The sequence below is a fragment of the Cupriavidus sp. C2SS-8b genome, assembly GCF_057073745.1.
In genome coordinates this window covers 179,323-197,564 of record NZ_CP172717.1, presented here as the reverse complement: position 1 = coordinate 197,564, position 18,242 = coordinate 179,323, and the positions used below count along the sequence as shown (strand labels likewise).

Genomic DNA, 18,242 nt, shown 5'->3' with positions numbered 1-18,242 from the left:
CCCCCGTTCAGGCGTGCCAGTCCTGCAGCGGGTGGCAGGTCGTGTAACGCGGCGCGGCACCGATACCGAGCCGGGCACGCGCGGCATCAAGCGGTTCATGCAGAAGCGCCTCGTAATCCTCGCCCAGCAGCCATTTCGCCGCGCGGCCCAGGCGATAGCCTTCCAGCACTGCGCGCGCAAAGGCCAGGCTGCGGGTGACACGCAGGCTCTTCAACGACGCCGCCACCGCGATAAAAGCCCAGCCCAGGCCGCCGGTCTGCGCATAGCTGAATGCCACCAGCGCGGCCTCGCCAAGACTTTCGTCGGCACGGTAGCCGGTCAGCACGTGCCAGATGTCGTGGATGTCGCGCGTACGGCGGGCGAACCACATATAGGCATCTTCAACCAGTGGCTCGCGGCCCATGTTGGAAACTTCGGCCAGCCCGTCGGCGCTGTAGCCCGTGTGCTGGAGGAAGTCCCGGTACGCCGCGCCGACCGTGCCGGGCGCAAAGGCCGATACATAGGCCGGATCGCACAGCCGTTCGGCCAGTTCGGTGCGCTGGTAGACCAGCCGGCGGCCGTCGGGCGTGCCCAGCAGGCGCGCGAAATTCTTCGGCATGGAAGGCCCGTTCAGCGCGCGCATGATCAGGAACACCTGCGTGGTGTCGTGGCCGTCCGCCAGCAGCTTGCGGATGGCGCTGAACGCGGTGGAAAAATCGCGCTTGTAGGGATCGGGGGCAATCGCGGCAGCCATCGGCGTCTTCCTTTCGATAAGGGTTCAGTGGCGCGGGCAGGTGCTGTGCGCAGGCCCGTCGTATGGGCGGGACAGACCTGCGCTACACGTTCTCATGTAGCATGCAGCGTCGCATCCACAAAGGAAAAATGCATGTCCGCAAACCGTCTCCTCCTGCTCGCGGCCGTGTCCGTGCCATGGCTGGCCGCTTGCGCCACCGGCGCCAGCGTGGAGTATCTCCAGGCCCAGGAGCCAAAGCAGATCCACTCCGACGCAAGCGTCGGCGACCTGACACTGTGCCTGAAGAGCCGGCTGCGGGAAGAAGCCAATGTGATCGCCTATCCGGAACCGGGCAAGGTGGATGTGCGCATAGGCTCCGCCACGCGCTCCGACACCGGCTTCTTCTACATCGTCAGCCTGCGCCAGGCGCGCCAGGGCACGGACGTCGAGATCCGCGGTTCGGGCGAATGGCGCCCGACCATGAGCCCGAGCCGCGTCGCCGGCTGGGTACAGGACTGCAAGCCTGGCATGGCGCACTGAGGCGCCTTGCCGGACACGGGCGCGAGCGATCGCGCTCATGCCGTCGCCGCCTCGTTTGCGTGCACGCGCGCGGCGGCCTCCCGCACGAAGGCCACGCACGTGTCGGGGGCCGTGATCGGCAGCATGTGGCCGCCCGGCACCAGCGTCAGCGTGGCGCCCGTCACCTTTGCGGCCAGGGCCTCGCCATTGGCGGCCGGATCGAGAATGCGGTCTTCGCGGCCGAACAGAATGCTCACCGGCACGTGCAGCTCACTGTAGCGTGCGACCAGCGGCCCCAGGCTTGGGGCTCCGGCGACCAGATCCTCCGATGCCGCCACGAAATGGCTGGGACGCACGGTCAGCATGCCGCCGCCGCGCAAGGCAAAGTCCGCCGGCACGGGGTCTGGCCCGAACACGATCTCCAGTACCTCGTCGCGCCCCAATTCCGACATCGGCACCGCCAGGGTCCAGGCCACCAGCTGGCGCACCCAGTGCCGCCGCAGCGTGAGCGCGCGGAATACCGGCGGAACGTGCTCGGCCGGGTGCGTCAGCGGCGCCAGCAGCGCCAGCCCGCCGACGCGATCCGAATGGCCCGCGGCCAGTGCGAGCGCGATGGCGCCGCCCAACGAGTGGCCGACCACGAGCGGGCGTTCCAGGCCGAGCTTCTCGATCAGCGCCGCCAGCACATCGGCCTGTGCGGGCAGATCTGCGCGCGCGCCGGGCGCACGCACGGAATAGCCCGAGCCCGGCCGGTCCACCGCCACCACGCGGAAATCGCGCGCCAGCGGTTCGATCATGCCGTAGGCGAAATTGCCGATCTGGCCCGAGAGACCGTGCACCAGCAGCAGCGCCGGACCCTTGCCGCGCTCGACCACATGCAGGCGCGCGCCGGGCACATCGACCAAGCGCCCGTCGGGCGGCAGCGCGGCCTCGACGCGCCGCACCGTGCGCAAGGTGTACACGAAAAGGCCGGCGAACAGCACCGCCAGGGCCAGCGCTGCGTAGAACAGAATCATCATGGCTGGACCTCGCCGCCGGACAGGCTTGCCGGCGTCTCGCGCTGCGCCGGTGCGCTGCGCGGCATGGCGAACTGCAGCACGCCGTCGGCAATGCGGCCGTGGCGGAGCGTGAGCAGGTCGAGGATGTAGTTCTGGTAGAGGCGCCATGGCCTGCGGTCGCCCTGTCGTGGCAGCACGCCGGCCGCACGCTGCACATAGCCCGACGTGAAATCCAGGAACGGCGCGGGCTGCACGGATGCGTCGCGCCGCGGCATGGCCACGCGGTGCCCATGGCGGTCCATGTACCGCAACAGCCGGCACACGTATTCGGCGGTCAGGTCCGCCTTCAGGGTCCAGGAGGCATTGGTGTAGCCGAAGGCCAGCACCAGGTTCGGCACGTCATCGAGCATCATGCCCTTGTATGTCATCAGCGCGGCCGGCACGCGCGGCTGCCCGTCGACGCTGACGGCGATGTCGCCAAGCATATTGAGCCGCAGGCCGGTGGCCGTCACGATGATGTCCGCCGGCAGGGTCTGGCCCGACGCCAGCACGATGCCGTCCTCCGCAAAGCGCTCGATGGTATCGGTGACGACCGACGCGCGGCCGTCGCGGATCTCGCGGAACAGGTCGCCGTCCGGCACCAGGCACACGCGCTGGTCCCACGGCTTGTAGCGCGGCGTGAAGTGCTTGCCGACATCGAAGCCGGGGCCGAGCTGCGCGGCGGCCATGCCGACCATGGCCGCGGCGACCCGCTCCGGACGGCGCCGCGCGAGTTGGAAGAAGTACATGCCGAGCAGCACGTTCTTCCAGCGCGTGGCCGCGTAGGCGAGCCGTTCCGGCAACAGCCGCCGCAGCCGGGCGGCTATCGCATCCTGGCCGGGACGGGTCACGACGTAGCTGGGCGAGCGCTGCAGCATGGTCACGTGCGCGGCAGTTGCCGCCATGGCCGGCACCAGCGTGACCGCCGTGGCGCCGCTGCCGATCACCACCACGCGCTTGCCGGCATAGTCGAGCGACGGATCCCAGAACTGCGGGTGAACGATGCGGCCGCGGAAGCGCTCCTCGCCGGGGAAGGCGGGCCGGTGGCCCTGTGCATAGCTGTAGTAGCCGGCACACACGTACAGGAAGCGCGCGCGCCACTGCTGGCCGCTGCCGTCCCCGGTACGTTCGGTCGTGACCGTCCAGCAGCCTTCGTGGCTGTGCCATGCGGCGCCGACCACCTTGTGGCCGAAGCGGATGTGCGGGGTAATGCCCGCTTCGTCAGCGGTCTCACGGATATAGGACAGGATCGACGGGCCGTCGGCAATGGCCTTCGCGCCCTGCCACGGCTTGAAGCGGTAACCCAGCGTGTACATGTCCGAATCGGACCGGATGCCCGGATAGCGGAACAGGTCCCAGGTACCGCCGATGGCCTCCCGCGCCTCCAGGATGGCGTAGCGCTTGCCGGGACAGCGCTGCTGCAGGTGCCGCGCGGCGCCGATGCCGGACAGGCCGGCGCCAACGATCAGGACATCGAGCAACGTGTCTTCGGGTGCGGCAACGGTCATGGCGGGACTCCCGGATGCGGTCACTTCTGACACCATAGGTTGTCAGATGCCATCTGACAATAGGGAATGTCATAATCGTCCGATGATGCGCGACCCGACCGAGCCGACCGAGGCGACTGAAACGCTCCCCGCGCGCCGCTACCGCGGTGCAGCCGCCGACGAACGGCGCACCCAGCGCCGTTGCCAGCTGGTTGCCGCGGCCATCCAGGTCTATGGCGAGCGCGGCTACCAGAATTCCACCGTCAAGGCCGTGTGCGAAGCGGCCGGGCTGACCGAGCGCTACTTCTACGAATCCTTCCCCAATAGCGAAGCCCTGCTGGAGGCTTCGTTCCGCGCCGTGACCGATCTCCTGCTGCAATCGATCGGGCATGCGATGCAGGACGCCGGGCGTGGGCGCCAGGCGCGCGCGCTGGCCATGCTGCGCGCGTATTTCGGCGCCCTGCAGCGCGAGCCGCGCTCCGCCCGGGTGTTTCTGGTGGAGATCCGCGGCGTCAGCAAGCGCGTCGACGAAGCGCTCGACGCGTCGCTGCGCGCCTTCGGCGCCCTGCTCGCGCAGGCGCTGCTGCCGCCGGGGCAGACTGGCGATCCATTGCTGCTGGCCGGCATCGCCGGCGGCATCGTGCATATCGCGCTGCGCTGGATCCGCGACGGCTACGCGCCCGACGTCGACACGGTGGCCGCAACCGCGCTGGAACTGGCGATGGTGCTGACGCGCAAACCGGCCGGATCCTGATTCCCGTTTTCCACGGGCGCCCGGTCGCGGACCGGTAAAGCTTGCACCGGGAAAGGCGTAGCGAAGCCGGAAGCGCGGCAACGCCGTCGCCCGGGCGCTGGCAAGGAACTTGCGAGCGCCCATGCATGGGCGACTGCACTTCCGCGCACCATGAACCTTCGCGATACGATTCACGCGCTGATCACTACGCATGCCCCCGAGGGCGACATCCCGCTGCCTGGGTACGGCAACACGGCCGCACGCTGGCAGCTGTTCGCCATCGTCGCGGCCGCGCACGGGACCGTCGCCATCCAGCTGTTCGAAGCCCACGCCGACGCGCTGGCGATCCTGTCCGAGCTAGTCCGGGCCCGGCCCGAGCCGGGCACCCAGTGGGCGGTGTGGGCGGCCGAGCCGCCCGATGCGCGCGTGTGCGCCAGCCCCGCGCCGGACGCGGACACACAGGACCTGGCAACGCACGCGGGCATGACGCACGGCAGGCCGGTGTTGCTCAATGGCCGCAAGGCCTGTTGCGCCGGCGCCGGCGGCGTATCCCATGCCTTGCTGACCTGCCACGACGCCGACGGCGTGCCGTGGCTCGCGGCCATCGACATGCACGGCCCGGGTGTGACAGTCACGTCCTCCGGCGGGCACGGCGACGGCATGAAAGACACCTGCAGCGGCGGCCTGCTGCTCCATGATTGTCCCGCGCTGTTGGTCGGCGGCCCGCGCGCCTATCTGGAGCGGCCCGGCTTCTGGCATGCGGGCGCCGGCATGGCCGCGTGCTGGTACGGCGCCGTATTGCCGCTGGCGCTGGCCGTGCGGGACACCGTGCGCCAGGGCAGCGACGCCCATGCCGCCACGGAGCTCGGCGCCATCGACGGCGACCTGCATGCGGCCGCCGCGCTGCTGCGCGAGACCGCCGAATGGATCGACACCCAACCGGACGATGATGCGTTCATGCCCGCCATGCGCGTGCGCACGGTGGTCGAAGCCACGGTGCAGCGCGTGCTGCATCGCGCCGGCAACGTGCTCGGCGCGGGGCCGGCGTGCCGCGATGCGCGACTGTCCGCGCTCTACGCGGACCTGCCGGTGTTCCTGCGGCAAAGCCATGCCGGACGCGACCTGGCGGCACTTGGCACCGCCCTCAGCCACGCCGACAACGGCTACGCGCTTTGACTTCGCCGACGGCCTTCGAGGCAATCTTCAAGCAGGACGACCCGTGGGGCTTCGAATCGCTATGGTATGAAGCGCGCAAGCGCGACCTGCTGATGGCGGTATTGCCGGAAGCGCGATATGCCCGTGCGCTGGAGGCCGGCTGCGCGACCGGCATGCTGACCGAGCGGCTTGCGGCACGGTGCGATGCGTTGCTGGCCGTCGACTTCGTGGCCCGTGCCGTTGCGCGCACGCGTGCGCGCCTGGCGGGCCACGCGCATGTCGAGGCGCGCGTGGCCAGGCTTCCGGCGGACTGGCCCTCAGGCAGCTTCGACCTGATCGTGCTCAGCGAACTCGGCTATTACTTTGCCCCGCAAGACTGGCGCGATACGGTGACACGTGCCGTCGGCGCGCTCGCACCGGACGGCACCATCGTCGCGTGCCACTGGCTGCGCCCGTTCGCAGGGCGCCAGATGCCGACCCGCCACCTCCACGCCGCCATTGGCCGCCAGCCGGGGCTGCGTCGTCATGTGCGGCATGTCGAGCCGGACTTCCTGCTCGACGTCTGGTCGCGCAATGAACAGCCGCTGCGCCTGCGGGAGCCCATGCAGTGATCGACGTGTGGTGCCCGTGCCGAGCCGGCGTGCGTCGGCTACTGCAGCGGTACGCCGGTGTCCTTGACCACGCGGGCCCAGCGTTCGCGTTCGCTCTGGATGAAGCCCGCGAAGTGGGCCGGCGTATCGCCGCCGGGCATGCCGCCCAGTTCGGCCAGCTTGCCGCGGGTCGCGGGCTCGGCGAGGATGCTCGCGACGTGCTTCTGCAGCAGGTCGATGATGGCGGGCGGCGTGCCGGCCGGGGCAACCAGCCCGAACCATGCGGTCACCTGGAAATCATCGAGGCCCGCTTCCTTCATCGTCGGCACATCGGGAAGCTCGGCCACGCGCGTGGCGCTGGTCACGGCGAGCGCGCGCAGCTTGCCGGCCCGGATATGCGGCAGCGAGCTGGGCAGGTTGTCCACCATCATGCTGACCTGGCCGGCAAGAAGATCCGAGACGGCAGGCGCCGCGCCTTTGTACGGCACGTGCACGACATCGATGCCCGTGCGCTTGCGAAACAGCTCGCCCGCAAGATGCGGAGACTGGCCGGTGCCGGACGACGCAAACGACAGTTGTCCCGGCCGGGCCTTGGCAAGCGCCACCAGCTCCGCGACGGAGCGGGCGGGCACGGCGGGGTTGACGACCAGCACATTGGGCACCGACACCACCAGCGTGACTGGTGCAAAGTCCTGCGGTTTGTAGGGCAGGTGCTTGTACAGGCCGTAGTTGATGGCGTTAGGCCCGATGTTGCCCATCATCAGCGTATAGCCGTCAGCGGACGCATTCGTGAGCGCCTGCGAGCCGATGATGCCGCCCGCCCCCGCGCGGTTCTCGACCACGACCGGCTGGCCCAGCGTCTCGCCCAGGCGCTTGCCGACCAGGCGCTTGCCGACCAGGCGCGACGCAATGTCCGTCGTGCCACCGGCGGCGGCCGGAACAATGAGCCGGATCGGCTTGTCCGGATAGGCCGCCATGGCATTGCCGCCGGCCAGCAGTCCGCTTGCCGCGGTGGCAACCGAAAGCAGCCCGAAGATAAACCGCAAACCCATCCGTCGTGGTGTCAACATGCCTGTCTCCTGGTTCTCGTGATGTTCCGGGACGCTTGCGCGAGCCCTGCACCGTTGTGGTTGGGGCAGGATACCTACGAGTCCTGGCGGTGGGATTCAGCACTGAGAAAGGCGGCCTTTGGCGCGACGGAATGGCGCGGTTGAAAGTGGAGATTTCCCATCGATGAAGAGGAAATCCCGCGATGGCTCTGGGACGCTCGCAGCGAAGCTCACCGAACGGGAGCAGCGGCAGGTGCCAGCACCAGCAGTGTCGACGTGCCGTGTGCCAGGACACGGCCGTCGCCGGACAGGATTCGTGCGTCGGCCGTGATGATTTGACGGCCCTGGTTGATCACGCGTCCTTCGGCACGGACGCGGCCGGTGTCGGCCTTGATCGGCCGGGAGAAATTGCCCTTGGTTTCGATCGTCGTGTAGCCGGTGCCGGCTGGCAGCACGGAGTTGGCCGCGCAGCCCGTAGCGCTGTCGAGCAGCGTCAGGGCCCAGCCGCCGTGGACCGTTCCCATCGGATTGAACAAGTGTGTGCCGGGGTCGCCTTCAAAGACGGCGAAGCCGTCGCCGACCTCCGTCAGCCAGAAGCCGAGCACCTCTGAAATTGGCGGTTGCGGCAAGCGGCCTTCGATGATGGCTTGCAGGATGGCTTTGCCCGTCATGCCGGCGATCTCGGCAGGGGATGCGACGCCGTAGCGGTGGGTGGTCATGGTTGCCTTGTCTCCCGATTGGAAGGGGGTAGATTACATGGAGATCGGGGGATGCGCGGAGGTCAAATAGAAACGGAAGCACCAGCATCTGCGCCGTTGATGTCCCCGACCAACCGACTACTGAGCCGCGCAGCAGCCGAAGGCGATGATGCGAAATCGCTCGCAGTGTCGGGCCACGGACAGGTTCGGGGCTGGTTCAATCATTGTTGGAGAGCCTGCATACGGACGCGCACCATGCGGCAGGCAGCCGGGCACGCTCTGAAGCGAGTACCCGTACGAAATTCTCCGCACACTACGATCAATATTCGCCCGTTAGGGCAAGCGACGCGTTTCTTTGCTTGCCAAGCACGACAACCCAATCATTCACTGAAGCGCCTCACAATCCCCCAAAGAACCAAAAATAACGCCCGCGCCAGGAAACAGCCGGGAGGCCTGGGCGGGCGTTGCAAGCCGTACGATGCGGGGCCGCACGGCTCCGACATCGTAAGCAAATATGGCGGGGGCAACTGCCAACAATTGTGTCTGACCAAGCGTCAGGCGCGCGGCGCCGGCAAGTGCAGCGTGAACGTGGCGCCGGCGCCGGCATCGCTCACCACGCCAATGCTCCCGCCGTGGCGTTCCACGACGGTTTTCGCCAGCACCAGGCCAAGCCCGCTGCCTGCCGGCGCCCGCGCGTCATGCTCATGCAGGCGCGCAAACGGCTGGAACAACCTCTGCTGCTGCGCCAGCGCAATACCCGGCCCCCGGTCCGTGACCGATACGGCATAGCCCCCCGGCTCCGTCCGCAATGCCACCCTGACCTCCGCGCCGCGCGGGCTGAACTTGACGGCGTTGCTGACGAGGTTGCCCATGGCGCGCACCAGCAACGCGGGCTCGGCGCGGATCACGGCAGGCTCATCAGGCAGCTCCACGTTCAGCGGCACGCCGCGCGCGCTGGCCAGCGCCCACAGTTCGTCGGTGGCGTCGAGCACCAGTCCGGCAAGGTCGACATCGCGCAGGGCGAGTGGCTGCGTCTCCGCGCGCGCCACGCGAATGAAATCGTCGGCCAGCGACATGGTGCGCCGGGCATGCGTGTCGATGCGCGAGAGCAGGTCGGCAGAGCGCTCGTCGCCGGCCGCGCCGCGATGCAGGTCGATCAGCGCCAGGATCGACGCCTGCGGCGAACGCATGTCATGCGACAGGAAGCGCAGCATCTGCTCGCGCTGCCGCTCGGCCAGGCGAATGGCCGTGATATCGATGAAGCTGACGATCAGCCCGGCCACCGTGCCCTGCTCCCCATGCAGCGGCGCACCGTGCATCAGGTAACGCCGCTCGTCGCGCGCAGCCAGTTCGATGCCGTCATCGGACCCGCCCGCCGACGCGCTGCGCGCATGCAGCGCCTGCCAGTACGCCAGCGCGGCTTCGGGCTCGGCGAAGAGTACGGCCATCACGGCGCGGATATCGGCGTTGGCGTCGAACGCATGGCCACCGCTGCCGGCGACCGCGCCCAGCACGCCGGGCACCAGCGCCACGCAGCGGCGGTTCGCGAGCAGCACCCCGCCTTCAAGATTGCAGATCACCGTCGCCTCGGGCAGGCTCTCCAGCCCGTCGGCCAGGAAGCGGCGCAGGTCGTGCAGCCGGGAACTCATGCGATAGACCGCGCGCATGCGGCTGTCGAGCGTGGCGCCTTGCGCCGCGGGGACGGGAGGCAGGCCGGGCTCGCGCTCGTGGCGGGCCAGTTCGTCGGCCAGGAAGCGCAGCGCCGCCTCCTGGCGGCGCCAGCTCCATAACGGATAGAACATCAGGCAGCCAAGCAGCGCGGCGGCCGGCGCGAACCACAGCCGCGCGCCAGCGAGCACAAGCGGCGGCCCGGCCAGCAGCGCGGCAACCACCAGCCCGGTCGCCACCAGCGCCCCGCGCGGCGTCAGCACCAGCGCCGCCAGCGCGGCCGCCAGCACCGCCAGGACGGTGCACGCCCATCCCCAGCCCGGCGGCGCCGCGACGATGGCGTGATCCTCCTGCAGCGTCTGCAGCGTATTGGCCAGGATTTCCACGCCGCTCATGCCGCGCCCGTCGCGCGCCACCGGCGTGGGCAACACGTCGCCCATGCCGGTGGCAATGGCGCCGAGCAGCACGGCCTTGCCGCGGAACAGGGCGGGATCGGCGCGCCCCGCCAGCACTTCGCGTGCCGAGACTCGCGCAAACGTGCCGGGTGGCCCCGCAAACGGAATCCGCAGCCGGTATCGGCGTTCCCAGCCGAAGGCATCGACCACGCCGGCCGCTTCATGCCGATACGCGTCGACCGGCCGCGGTGCCGCGGGCCATGAGGCCATCACCGCCGCCACGTGTGGCAGCCCGGCCTGCAGCGCGGGTTGCGGCCCTTCCAGCAGGTACACCTGCCGCGCCACGCCGTCCGTGTCGACGGACAGGTTGATGTGCCCCACCCCGGCGCCCAGCCCCGCCAGCGGATAGCGCACCATCATGCCGCCCGCCGAGGGCTCTGCCAGCGCGGGCAATACCACGTTGCCCGCGGCGGCCAGGCTGCGCGCGAGCACTGCATCGTCCTGCGGATAACGCGTGTCGCGCTCGGTCAGGATCACGTCCACGCCGATCACGCGCGGCTGTCCGGCGGCAATGCGGTCGACCAGTTGCGCCAGCACGGTGCGGCGCCAGGGCCAGCGGCCGATCGTCACGAGGCTGGCATCGTCGATGGCCACGATGACGATGTCGTCGCGCGCGGCATGGTGCTGCGCGCCGATGGCAAGATCATAGAGGGCCAGGTCCGCGCGCTCGGCCCAGCCGTAGCGCGCGACCACCGCCACCAGCGCCAGCACGGCGGCCAGCAGCAAGGCCCACTCGGCCAGCGTACGCCGCCCGAAGGCGGCCCCGCGGAGGCGTCGCCACGGCTTATCGGAGGCGGACGCCGTCGCCATGGCTGCCCTCGTCGCGGGCGTCGTTGCCGATGCGGATCGCGCCGCCCAGCCCGTCGCGCAGGTAGCCCGCTATGTCGAGGCGCTGCGGCGCGGAGAATGCGGCGGCGGGCTCGCGGCCGTCCGCTGCCGCGCGCGCCACGCGCACGTAGTAGGTGCCGACCGGCGGCCGCGGCAGCGCCACTTCGTTGTCGGCGCTGCGCTGGTCCGACACGATGCGCGTGAAGGCGGCGTCCTCGGCCATCTGCACGCGATAGCCGGCCGTGGCCCGGGCGTCGGCCGGCCAGCCGATGCGCAGGCGGTTGCCGTCGTCGTTCAGCGTCGGCACGGGCGGCGCCGGTTCGAGCGTGAATGGCACCGCCGCCGACCACGGCCCGGGCCGCCCCGCCGCATCCAGCGAGCGCACGCGCCATAACCAGGTCCCCGGCGCCAGCTTCTGCACGGCCTGTTCGGATTTGCCCTGCAGCGTGGCCGCCGTGACGGCAAACCCCGCATCCGCCGACACCGCGAGTTCATACGAGGCCGCGGCGCCAACGGCGGCCCACTCGAACGCGACCGACCCGCCATAACGCACCGTCCCGGCGGCCGGCTGCAGCGTGAACGGCGCCGGCGGATTGAGTCGCACGGCGAATGGTGCCGAGGCTGGCCGGCCGGCCAGCCGCTGCGCGTCCACGGCGCTCACCACCAGGTGGAGCGGACCTTCGGGCAGGCCATCCAGGCCGATTTGCGTATCCGCCGTGTCGCCGGTCCAGACCAGCTCGGTCAGCGCAGCATCGCGCGCCACCGCGACATGGTAGGCCGCGGCGCCCGGCACGGCCTGCCAGCTCGCCTCCGTGGCGGGGCCCACGACCGTGTCCGGAAGCGGCTGCAAGGCTGGCGCGGGCAGCAGTGCAACCGGCCGTGACAGGCGATGGCCCGCCGCCACGCCGATCCCGTAGCCGGCCGTCACCGCCGTGGCGGATGCCGCGCCGGCCCGGCCCACGCTGACGCTGCCATCCAGCACCTCGGTGCGGCTGCCGGCAGCGTCGGCGGCAACGCGGTAGCGCGTGCCCCGCACACCGGTCACCATCATCGGCGTATGCAGTTCGAAGCGGCCCACGCCGCCGCCCTCGGGCGCCACGCGCGTTTCGGCCTGGCCGCCTTCGACGCGGATCACGGTATCGGTCAGGCCGGACTTGCGGAACGTGCGCAGCCGCTGCACCGCCACGGTCGTGCCCGGCGGCAGCGTGACGCGCGTGCGGTCCGGCAGTTCCAGCGTGACGGTGCTGCCGACGGCCGTGACAATGCGCGCGCTTTCGCGCAACGCCTGCCCGGCGCGCAGCGGCTCGCCATCCGCCTGGGCCGGCCCGCGGACGAACACGACGCGCGCCGCGGCGGGCTGCTCGGGAATCTGACCAAGCGGGATGCGCAGGCGCGTGCCCGGCGCCAGCCGGTACGGATTGGCCACGCCGTTATGCGCCTGGAGCAGGCGCCAGCCGTCGGCGCTGGCCATGTAGCGCCCGGCCAGCGTGAACAGGTTGTCGCCGGGCTCGACCACGTAGAGGAAGTCGGCGCCTTCGGCACCGGCCGGTCCCCCCTGCGCCGGCCCGGCGGGCCCCAGCCAGATTGCCAGCGCCATGCCGGTCGCTGCCGCGGCTCTAAGCATGGGATTGATCCTCGGCGCTGGTCTCTTCGAAGCGGTAGCCGTGCGAATAGACCGAGGTCAGCCGCACGCCGTTCTCGGGGCGCAGCGCCAGCTTGATGCGCAGGCGCGAGATGTGCGTGTCGACCGTGCGCGACCCCGCGCCGATGGCGCGGCCCCACACGGCCTGCTCCACCACGTCGCGCGACAGCAGCCGCCCCATGTTGCGGAACAGGAACAGCGCAAGCTCGTACTCGCGCGGCGATACCGTAACGGGCTCGCCGCCTAGCGTGATGGTGCGCGCGCGCGGATCCACGCAATAGTTGCCGCGGCGGATGACATCGGCATCCTGCGTGGCTTCGGGGTAGGCGCGCCGCAGCAGCGAACGCGCGCGTGCCAGCAGTTCGCCGGCCCGGATCGGCTTGAGCATGTAGTCGTCGGCCCCGACGCTCAGGCCGGCAACGATGTCCTCTTCGGCGGTGCGGCTGGTCAGGAACAGGATCGGCGGCATGGCGCCGGAGGTCTGGCGCACCCAGCTCACCAGTTCAAAGCCGCTGGTATCGGGCAACTGCCAGTCCATCACCAGCAAGTCGAACGACTGCTCGCGCAGCGCGCGCAGCAAGGCCGCACCCGTGGCGTAGGATTCGCATTCGAATCCCGCCTCGTCCAGTATTTTCCGGATCAGTTCAGCCTGGTCCGGATCGTCTTCCACCGAGGCAATCCTCATCCTCACACCCTTCTGCCTGCTGCGACTGCAAATTGCTTCCGCGATCGTGCGGTCGTGCGTTATTGATCTTTTTTGGTCGCTCCCCTTCCACACCGGTGAGCGCGGCCGTGGGAAGCACCGCAGCGAGCCCCGTCCGAAGCCTCGCCACAACCCACCATGTTACTCAATCGAGGCTGGCGTCCCCGGGACGCCCGAGATGCTCGCCGCTGGCCCTGACCAGGGACGACTTCTTTGATCTGAGGACAACGCCCGCGCACCGAATGTGGGCAGCTCGACATGCTAGGCGAGCCGGACGCAACACATTGTCAACAATTGTGACAAGGCGAACCATTGCCGTAGCACAGGAGATCGCACCCGGCCAGCTATGGCCAGGGATCCAGACAAGGCGGGATATGCTGCGACGGCGCAAGGCGAATCGTCGCCCTGGCCCGGTGAAACGCTGAGCCGTGATGGAACGGCCTTCCTAAAGCGAATGAATCATGGTGTTTTCCCGTTCTGAAAAGCCATCCGCCCGTGCGTGGCGACGGTGTTTTAGTCGCGGAACTGCCAGCGGGCAATTTCCACGCGGTTTTATTTTTCCCGAACCCTTTTAGACGGTTCGTCCTACGGCCGCATCCCCCGAACGTGGTACGCACAGGGGTAAGCAAATGTAAAAGTAATGGCTTACAAAGCAGACATTATGCCCGGCAACATGCCCCGGTGATACGAGTGCATAAACTGAAGTTCAGTCAATACCGCTGTGAGGCACTGTTGGGGTGCGTCTCTCAGGGAATTCACTGAATCGACGGTGATGTAGAAACCGTTAATATCTCGTGTCGGAACGTCTCATCATGATTTGGCGCTTTGCCTGATTGACACGCCGGGAAAATTCGTCAGAATGTTTCCCGCATGTGCAGCGCCTTTTTGATGTGTCGATCCGCGGTGTTTTTCGTTTGTCATACCAGCGACACAGGGAAGGCATAAACAATCCGCAAAGGAATCGGGCATTCACCAACCCTTGCGCGATTCCTGCATTGAGCACGATGTACAGCGGGCAATTAAGCTCATTTGAAATTCAAGGTTGAAAAGATATGGATACCGGTACCGTTAAGTGGTTCAACGACGCCAAGGGCTTCGGCTTCATCACGCCGGACGCAGGCGGCAACGATCTGTTCGCGCACTTCTCGGCGATTGAAGGCAACGGCTTCAAGTCGTTGAAGGAAGGCCAGAAGGTCCGCTACGTCAAGGCGATGGGCCAGAAGGGCGAACAAGCCACTAAGATCCAGGCGGTCTGATCCGGTTTGGAACACCGCAGGCGCGCGCCCATGCACGTGCCTGCCACCAGAGAGCCCCGCGAACGCGGGGCTCTTTGTTTTTGGCGACGACGCAGCGGCATCCACGCACTTGCCATCGCGCTGGCCCTGCCGCTGCAACCGGCCTGCGCCGAAACCGTTGCCAACTATGGCCACGACCCCTTCGTGCAGGTGTCTTCGCGCGTTGCCGATTGCCCCGAGCCGGCCGGCCCGCGCGTCAGCGAGGCCGAATGGCGCCGCGAGGCGCACCATCGCATCGAGCAAGGCAACCACTGCTGGACCGAGGGCCGCTGCCGCCTGGCCAATGCATTCCAGTACGACCAGGACATCGCCGAAAGCCTGCAACGCCGACTGCAAACGCTGGCCGTCACCATGCCCGCCTGGCAGGACAGCACGCTCTGGATCACGGTGCGCGGACGCTGGCTGACCGTGCAGGGATGCGTCCGCCCGGGCTTTGCCGTGGCGCCCTTCCTTGCCGCGCTGCGCGAGGTGGCCGATGTCGAGAAGGTCGTCGACCAGACCACCTCGACCCCCGGCCGCGGCGTGCCCTACGTGCGCTTTTCGCCGGGCCGATAAGGCACTCCGGCCTGGCCGGCCTGTTGCGAGGTTGTTGCTATAATCGGCCGACCCCCAACCACCGTGAGCGTGGCTCGGCGCCGTGGTCCGCCGATGCCGCCCGACGGAAAAAAAAGCGCGTCGAGGAGTTACGTGGCCGGTACTCAAATCGCAACGCCAGATGCCCCAATCGCCGGCGCAGCCACGCCGGCCGTATCTTCGGGCAGTTCCTTCCACGCGGCCATGCGCATCCTGCCGGCAGCCCAGCGGCAGGCCATGTTCGAGATCTATGCGTTCTGCCGTGCCGTCGACGATATCGCCGACTGTGACGCGCCGCATGCCGAACGCCTTGCCGGCCTGGATGCCTGGCGCCGCGACATCGGCCTGTGCTATGCGGGCGTGGCGCCGGCCGCGCTGCGGTCACTGGCCCGGCAGATTGACGCCTTCCACCTGCGCCAGCAGGACTTCCTGGACGTGATCGACGGCATGACCATGGATGTGGTCGCCGATATCCGCGCGCCCGACGCCGCCACGCTGGACCTCTACTGCGATCGCGTCGCGAGCGCGGTGGGCCGGCTGGCCGTGCGCGTGTTCGGCGTCGACGAGGCCCCCGGGCTGGCGCTGGCCCATCATCTCGGGCGGGCGCTGCAGCTCACCAATATCCTGCGCGATATCGACGAAGACGCCGCCATTGGCCGTCTCTACCTGCCCGCGCCCGCACTGGCCGCCGCGGGCGTACAGGGACTGGAACACGCCACGCCGCTGGAAGTCGTGGCCCATGCCGGCATCGACGCCGCCTGCGCGGCCGTCGCGCGCGAGGCGCAGGCCCACTACGAACAGGCCGACGCCGTCATGGCGCGCTGCCCGTCACGCGCGGTGCGATCGCCGCGGATCATGTCCCAGGTCTATCACTGCCTGCTCGTGCGCCTGCGCGCGCGGGGCTGGCGCGCACCGCGCGCACGCGTGCGCGTGCCGCGCGCGCGGATGCTGTGGATCGTTCTGCGCCACACCATGGTCTGAAGATGCTGCGCGGGGAAGCGCGGCTGGCGTACCACGTCCGGCTGCATCCCGAACACCATCTTCCAGGCACGCATGCGTCGTGCCGAACAAGGAGTTTGCATGTCGATGAATGAGGCCGTCCTTGCCGCACCGCGCGCCGCCATGGCGGCCGCAGCGCCGGCCGCCCCGGACGCCCTGGAAGCCGGTATCGGCTACGCGCTCGATGCCCTGCTGGCCCAGCAGAAGTCCGACGGGCATTGGGTCTACGAGCTGGAAGCCGACGCCACCATTCCCGCCGAATACCTGCTCATGGTGCACTACCTGGGCGAGACCCCGGACCTGGCGCTGGAGGCGCGCATCGCGCGCTACCTGCGGCGCATCCAGAATGCCGAGGGCGGCTGGCCGCTGTTCCATGAAGGCCGCTCCGACGTCAGCGCCAGCGTGAAGGCCTATTTTGCGCTGAAAATGGCCGGCGACGATCCGCAGGCGCCGCACATGGCGCGCGCGCGCGCGGCCATCGCGGCCATGGGCGGCGCGGAAGCCAGCAATGTCTTCACGCGCACGCTGCTGGCGCTGTTCGGCGTGATGCCCTGGCAGGCGGTGCCGATGATGCCGGTGGAAATCATGCTGTTGCCGCAGTGGTTCCCGTTCCACCTGTCCAAGGTGTCGTACTGGGCCCGCACGGTGATCGTGCCGCTGCTGGTGCTGAACAGCCTGCGGCCGCAGGCGCGCAACCCGCGCAAGATCGGCATCGACGAGCTGTTCACCGCCCCGCGCGACGCCGTGCGGCTGCCATCGAAGGCGCCCCACCAGCATGCCGGCTGGTATTCGCTGTTCCGCGGTGCCGATGCGCTGCTGCGCGCCGCCGAGCCTGTCATGCCGGGCGCGCTGCGCCGTCGCGCCATCGACGCGGCGAAAGCCTTCGTGCGCGAGCGGCTCAATGGCGAAGACGGGCTGGGCGCGATCTTCCCGGCCATGGCGAACTCGGTGATGATGTTCGACGTGCTTGGCGTTCCGCCCGACGATCCGGACCGTGCCGTGGCGCGGCGCTCGATCGAGAAGCTGCTGGTCATCCACGGCGACGAAGCCTACTGCCAGCCATGCCTGTCGCCGGTCTGGGATACCGCGCTGGCCGCGCATGCGCTGCTGGAAGCCGGCGGGCCGCGTGCCACGGCCGCGGTCGGCCGCGCGCTGGACTGGCTGCGCCCGCTGCAGGTACTCGATGTGCGCGGCGACTGGACCGTGCGCCGCGCGCAGGTGCGCCCGGGTGGCTGGGCATTCCAGTACGCGAACCCGCACTACCCCGACGTGGACGACACCGCGGTCGTCGCCGCGGCGATGCACCGCGCTGCCCAGGCAGTGCCGAGTCAACGCCAGGACCCGAACGCCGAAGCGGTCACGCGTGCGATCGAATGGATCGTCGGCATGCAAAGCGGCAATGGTGGTTGGGGCGCCTTCGAGCCTGAGAACACGCATCTCTACCTGAACAACATCCCGTTCGCGGACCACGGCGCGCTGCTGGACCCGCCCACGGCCGACGTCTCGGCGCGCTGCCTGTCGATGCTGTGCCAGACCGGTGACACGCCGCAGAAGAGCGAACCCGCCGCGCGCGCACTGCGCTACCTGCTGGCCGAGCAGATGCCTGACGGCAGCTGGTTCGGGCGCTGGGGCACCAACTACATCTACGGCACCTGGAGCGCCCTGTGCGCGCTCAATGCCGCGGGCCTGGGCCGGGATGCGCCGCCGGTGCGGCGCGCCGCCGGCTGGCTGGCCGGCATCCAGAATGCGGATGGCGGCTGGGGCGAGGACGGCGACAGCTACAAGCTCGAATACCGTGGCTACGAACGCGCGCCCAGCGTGGCATCGCAGACGGCCTGGGCGTTGCTGGGCCTGATGGCAGCCGGCGAGGCCGCGCACCCGGCCGTGGCACGCGGCATCGAATACCTGCTGCGCACGCAGCAAGCCGACGGCCTGTGGCGCGAGCCGCGCTTCACCGCCGTGGGTTTCCCGCGCGTGTTCTACCTGCGCTATCACGGCTATGCCCGCTACTTTCCGCTGTGGGCGCTGGCGCGCTACCGCAACCTGCAGCGCGGCGGCAAGCGCCAGGTGGCGTGGGGACTGTGAACCGCACCGCGCAA

General features: G+C 69.1%; 16 protein-coding genes. 8 read left to right on the top strand and 8 right to left on the bottom strand.

The window, feature by feature from the left end:
- Positions 1-7: 7 nt before the first annotated feature.
- Complete coding sequence (locus ACIGJB_RS17885) at positions 8-733, bottom strand: Coq4 family protein (RefSeq protein ID WP_483733646.1); 726 nt, start codon at positions 731-733, stop codon at positions 8-10.
- A 132-nt stretch (positions 734-865) separates the two neighbouring features.
- Here ACIGJB_RS17885 and ACIGJB_RS17880 point away from each other — a divergent pair, with 132 nt between their 5' ends.
- Positions 866-1,252: a hypothetical protein gene (locus ACIGJB_RS17880; RefSeq protein ID WP_483733645.1), complete on the top strand. Its 387-nt coding sequence runs from the start codon at positions 866-868 to the stop codon at positions 1,250-1,252.
- A gap of 35 nt (positions 1,253-1,287) precedes the next feature.
- On the opposite strand, the gene ACIGJB_RS17875 is transcribed toward ACIGJB_RS17880, so the two are convergent.
- Together ACIGJB_RS17875 and ACIGJB_RS17870 are read right to left on the bottom strand one after the other, a co-directional pair.
- A complete protein-coding gene (locus tag ACIGJB_RS17875) occupies positions 1,288-2,250 on the bottom strand; it encodes an alpha/beta fold hydrolase (RefSeq protein ID WP_483733644.1) in 963 nt (320 codons plus the stop codon).
- Positions 2,247-3,776: a flavin-containing monooxygenase gene (locus ACIGJB_RS17870; RefSeq protein WP_483733643.1), complete on the bottom strand. Its 1,530-nt coding sequence runs from the start codon at positions 3,774-3,776 to the stop codon at positions 2,247-2,249. Before ACIGJB_RS17870 ends, ACIGJB_RS17875 begins: the two co-directional genes overlap by 4 nt.
- Positions 3,777-3,858: 82 nt before the next feature.
- Between ACIGJB_RS17870 and ACIGJB_RS17865 the strand changes: the two genes are divergently transcribed.
- The 3 genes from ACIGJB_RS17865 (at position 3,859) to ACIGJB_RS17855 (ending at position 6,254) form a co-directional block, all read left to right on the top strand.
- Entirely contained in the window at positions 3,859-4,509 is a 651-nt protein-coding gene (locus ACIGJB_RS17865; RefSeq protein WP_483733642.1) for a TetR/AcrR family transcriptional regulator, read from the top strand.
- Between the two features lie 150 nt (positions 4,510-4,659).
- Entirely contained in the window at positions 4,660-5,664 is a 1,005-nt protein-coding gene (locus tag ACIGJB_RS17860; protein ID WP_483733641.1) for an acyl-CoA dehydrogenase family protein, read from the top strand.
- On the top strand, positions 5,661-6,254 hold the full coding sequence (locus tag ACIGJB_RS17855) for a class I SAM-dependent methyltransferase (RefSeq protein ID WP_483733640.1): 594 nt from the start codon (positions 5,661-5,663) through the stop codon (positions 6,252-6,254). Before ACIGJB_RS17860 ends, ACIGJB_RS17855 begins: the two co-directional genes overlap by 4 nt.
- A 38-nt stretch (positions 6,255-6,292) precedes the next feature.
- Here the strand turns inward: ACIGJB_RS17855 and ACIGJB_RS17850 are convergent, their stop codons facing one another.
- From ACIGJB_RS17850 to ACIGJB_RS17830, 5 genes are all read right to left on the bottom strand, one after another.
- The gene (locus ACIGJB_RS17850) at positions 6,293-7,303 is read right to left on the bottom strand and encodes a Bug family tripartite tricarboxylate transporter substrate binding protein (RefSeq protein ID WP_483733639.1); all 1,011 of its coding nucleotides are present in this window, start codon (positions 7,301-7,303) and stop codon (positions 6,293-6,295) included.
- A gap of 209 nt (positions 7,304-7,512) precedes the next feature.
- On the bottom strand, positions 7,513-8,001 hold the full coding sequence (locus ACIGJB_RS17845) for a PaaI family thioesterase (RefSeq protein WP_483733638.1): 489 nt from the start codon (positions 7,999-8,001) through the stop codon (positions 7,513-7,515).
- A gap of 533 nt (positions 8,002-8,534) precedes the next feature.
- Positions 8,535-10,913, bottom strand: coding sequence for a CHASE2 domain-containing protein (locus tag ACIGJB_RS17840; RefSeq protein WP_483733637.1), 2,379 nt, complete (start codon positions 10,911-10,913; stop codon positions 8,535-8,537).
- Positions 10,888-12,555 carry a FecR domain-containing protein gene (locus ACIGJB_RS17835; RefSeq protein ID WP_483733636.1) on the bottom strand — a complete coding sequence of 556 codons (1,668 nt, stop codon included), beginning with the start codon at positions 12,553-12,555 and terminating at the stop codon, positions 10,888-10,890. Before ACIGJB_RS17835 ends, ACIGJB_RS17840 begins: the two co-directional genes overlap by 26 nt.
- Complete coding sequence (locus ACIGJB_RS17830; RefSeq protein WP_483733635.1) at positions 12,548-13,258, bottom strand: response regulator transcription factor; 711 nt, start codon at positions 13,256-13,258, stop codon at positions 12,548-12,550. The genes ACIGJB_RS17835 and ACIGJB_RS17830 overlap by 8 nt, the downstream gene beginning before the upstream one ends.
- Before the next feature lie 1,070 nt (positions 13,259-14,328).
- Between ACIGJB_RS17830 and ACIGJB_RS17825 the strand changes: the two genes are divergently transcribed.
- The 4 genes from ACIGJB_RS17825 (at position 14,329) to shc (ending at position 18,228) form a co-directional block, all read left to right on the top strand.
- Positions 14,329-14,532, top strand: a complete 204-nt coding sequence (locus ACIGJB_RS17825; protein ID WP_483713300.1) for a cold-shock protein — start codon at positions 14,329-14,331, stop codon at positions 14,530-14,532.
- Between the two features lie 30 nt (positions 14,533-14,562).
- Positions 14,563-15,126: a BON domain-containing protein gene (locus tag ACIGJB_RS17820; RefSeq protein ID WP_483733634.1), complete on the top strand. Its 564-nt coding sequence runs from the start codon at positions 14,563-14,565 to the stop codon at positions 15,124-15,126.
- A gap of 132 nt (positions 15,127-15,258) precedes the next feature.
- Entirely contained in the window at positions 15,259-16,125 is an 867-nt protein-coding gene (gene hpnD / locus ACIGJB_RS17815) for a presqualene diphosphate synthase HpnD (RefSeq protein ID WP_483733633.1), read from the top strand.
- A gap of 99 nt (positions 16,126-16,224) precedes the next feature.
- The gene (shc, locus tag ACIGJB_RS17810) at positions 16,225-18,228 is read left to right on the top strand and encodes a squalene--hopene cyclase (RefSeq protein WP_483733632.1); all 2,004 of its coding nucleotides are present in this window, start codon (positions 16,225-16,227) and stop codon (positions 18,226-18,228) included.
- The last annotated feature ends 14 nt before the right edge of the window (positions 18,229-18,242 follow it).

What these genes read in the sequence shown, in the direction of transcription:
- ACIGJB_RS17885 (WP_483733646.1), bottom strand. Translation starts at nt 733, where the DNA reads ATGGCTGCCGCGATTGCCCCCGATCCCTACAAGCGCGATTTTTCCACC.
- ACIGJB_RS17880 (WP_483733645.1), top strand. Translation starts at nt 866, where the DNA reads ATGTCCGCAAACCGTCTCCTCCTGCTCGCGGCCGTGTCCGTGCCATGG.
- ACIGJB_RS17875 (WP_483733644.1), bottom strand. Translation starts at nt 2,250, where the DNA reads ATGATGATTCTGTTCTACGCAGCGCTGGCCCTGGCGGTGCTGTTCGCC.
- ACIGJB_RS17870 (WP_483733643.1), bottom strand. Translation starts at nt 3,776, where the DNA reads ATGACCGTTGCCGCACCCGAAGACACGTTGCTCGATGTCCTGATCGTT.
- ACIGJB_RS17865 (WP_483733642.1), top strand. Translation starts at nt 3,859, where the DNA reads ATGATGCGCGACCCGACCGAGCCGACCGAGGCGACTGAAACGCTCCCC.
- ACIGJB_RS17860 (WP_483733641.1), top strand. Translation starts at nt 4,660, where the DNA reads ATGAACCTTCGCGATACGATTCACGCGCTGATCACTACGCATGCCCCC.
- ACIGJB_RS17850 (WP_483733639.1), bottom strand. Translation starts at nt 7,303, where the DNA reads ATGTTGACACCACGACGGATGGGTTTGCGGTTTATCTTCGGGCTGCTT.
- ACIGJB_RS17845 (WP_483733638.1), bottom strand. Translation starts at nt 8,001, where the DNA reads ATGACCACCCACCGCTACGGCGTCGCATCCCCTGCCGAGATCGCCGGC.
- ACIGJB_RS17840 (WP_483733637.1), bottom strand. Translation starts at nt 10,913, where the DNA reads ATGGCGACGGCGTCCGCCTCCGATAAGCCGTGGCGACGCCTCCGCGGG.
- ACIGJB_RS17835 (WP_483733636.1), bottom strand. Translation starts at nt 12,555, where the DNA reads ATGCTTAGAGCCGCGGCAGCGACCGGCATGGCGCTGGCAATCTGGCTG.
- ACIGJB_RS17830 (WP_483733635.1), bottom strand. Translation starts at nt 13,258, where the DNA reads ATGAGGATTGCCTCGGTGGAAGACGATCCGGACCAGGCTGAACTGATC.
- ACIGJB_RS17825 (WP_483713300.1), top strand. Translation starts at nt 14,329, where the DNA reads ATGGATACCGGTACCGTTAAGTGGTTCAACGACGCCAAGGGCTTCGGC.
- ACIGJB_RS17820 (WP_483733634.1), top strand. Translation starts at nt 14,563, where the DNA reads ATGCACGTGCCTGCCACCAGAGAGCCCCGCGAACGCGGGGCTCTTTGT.
- shc (WP_483733632.1), top strand. Translation starts at nt 16,225, where the DNA reads ATGTCGATGAATGAGGCCGTCCTTGCCGCACCGCGCGCCGCCATGGCG.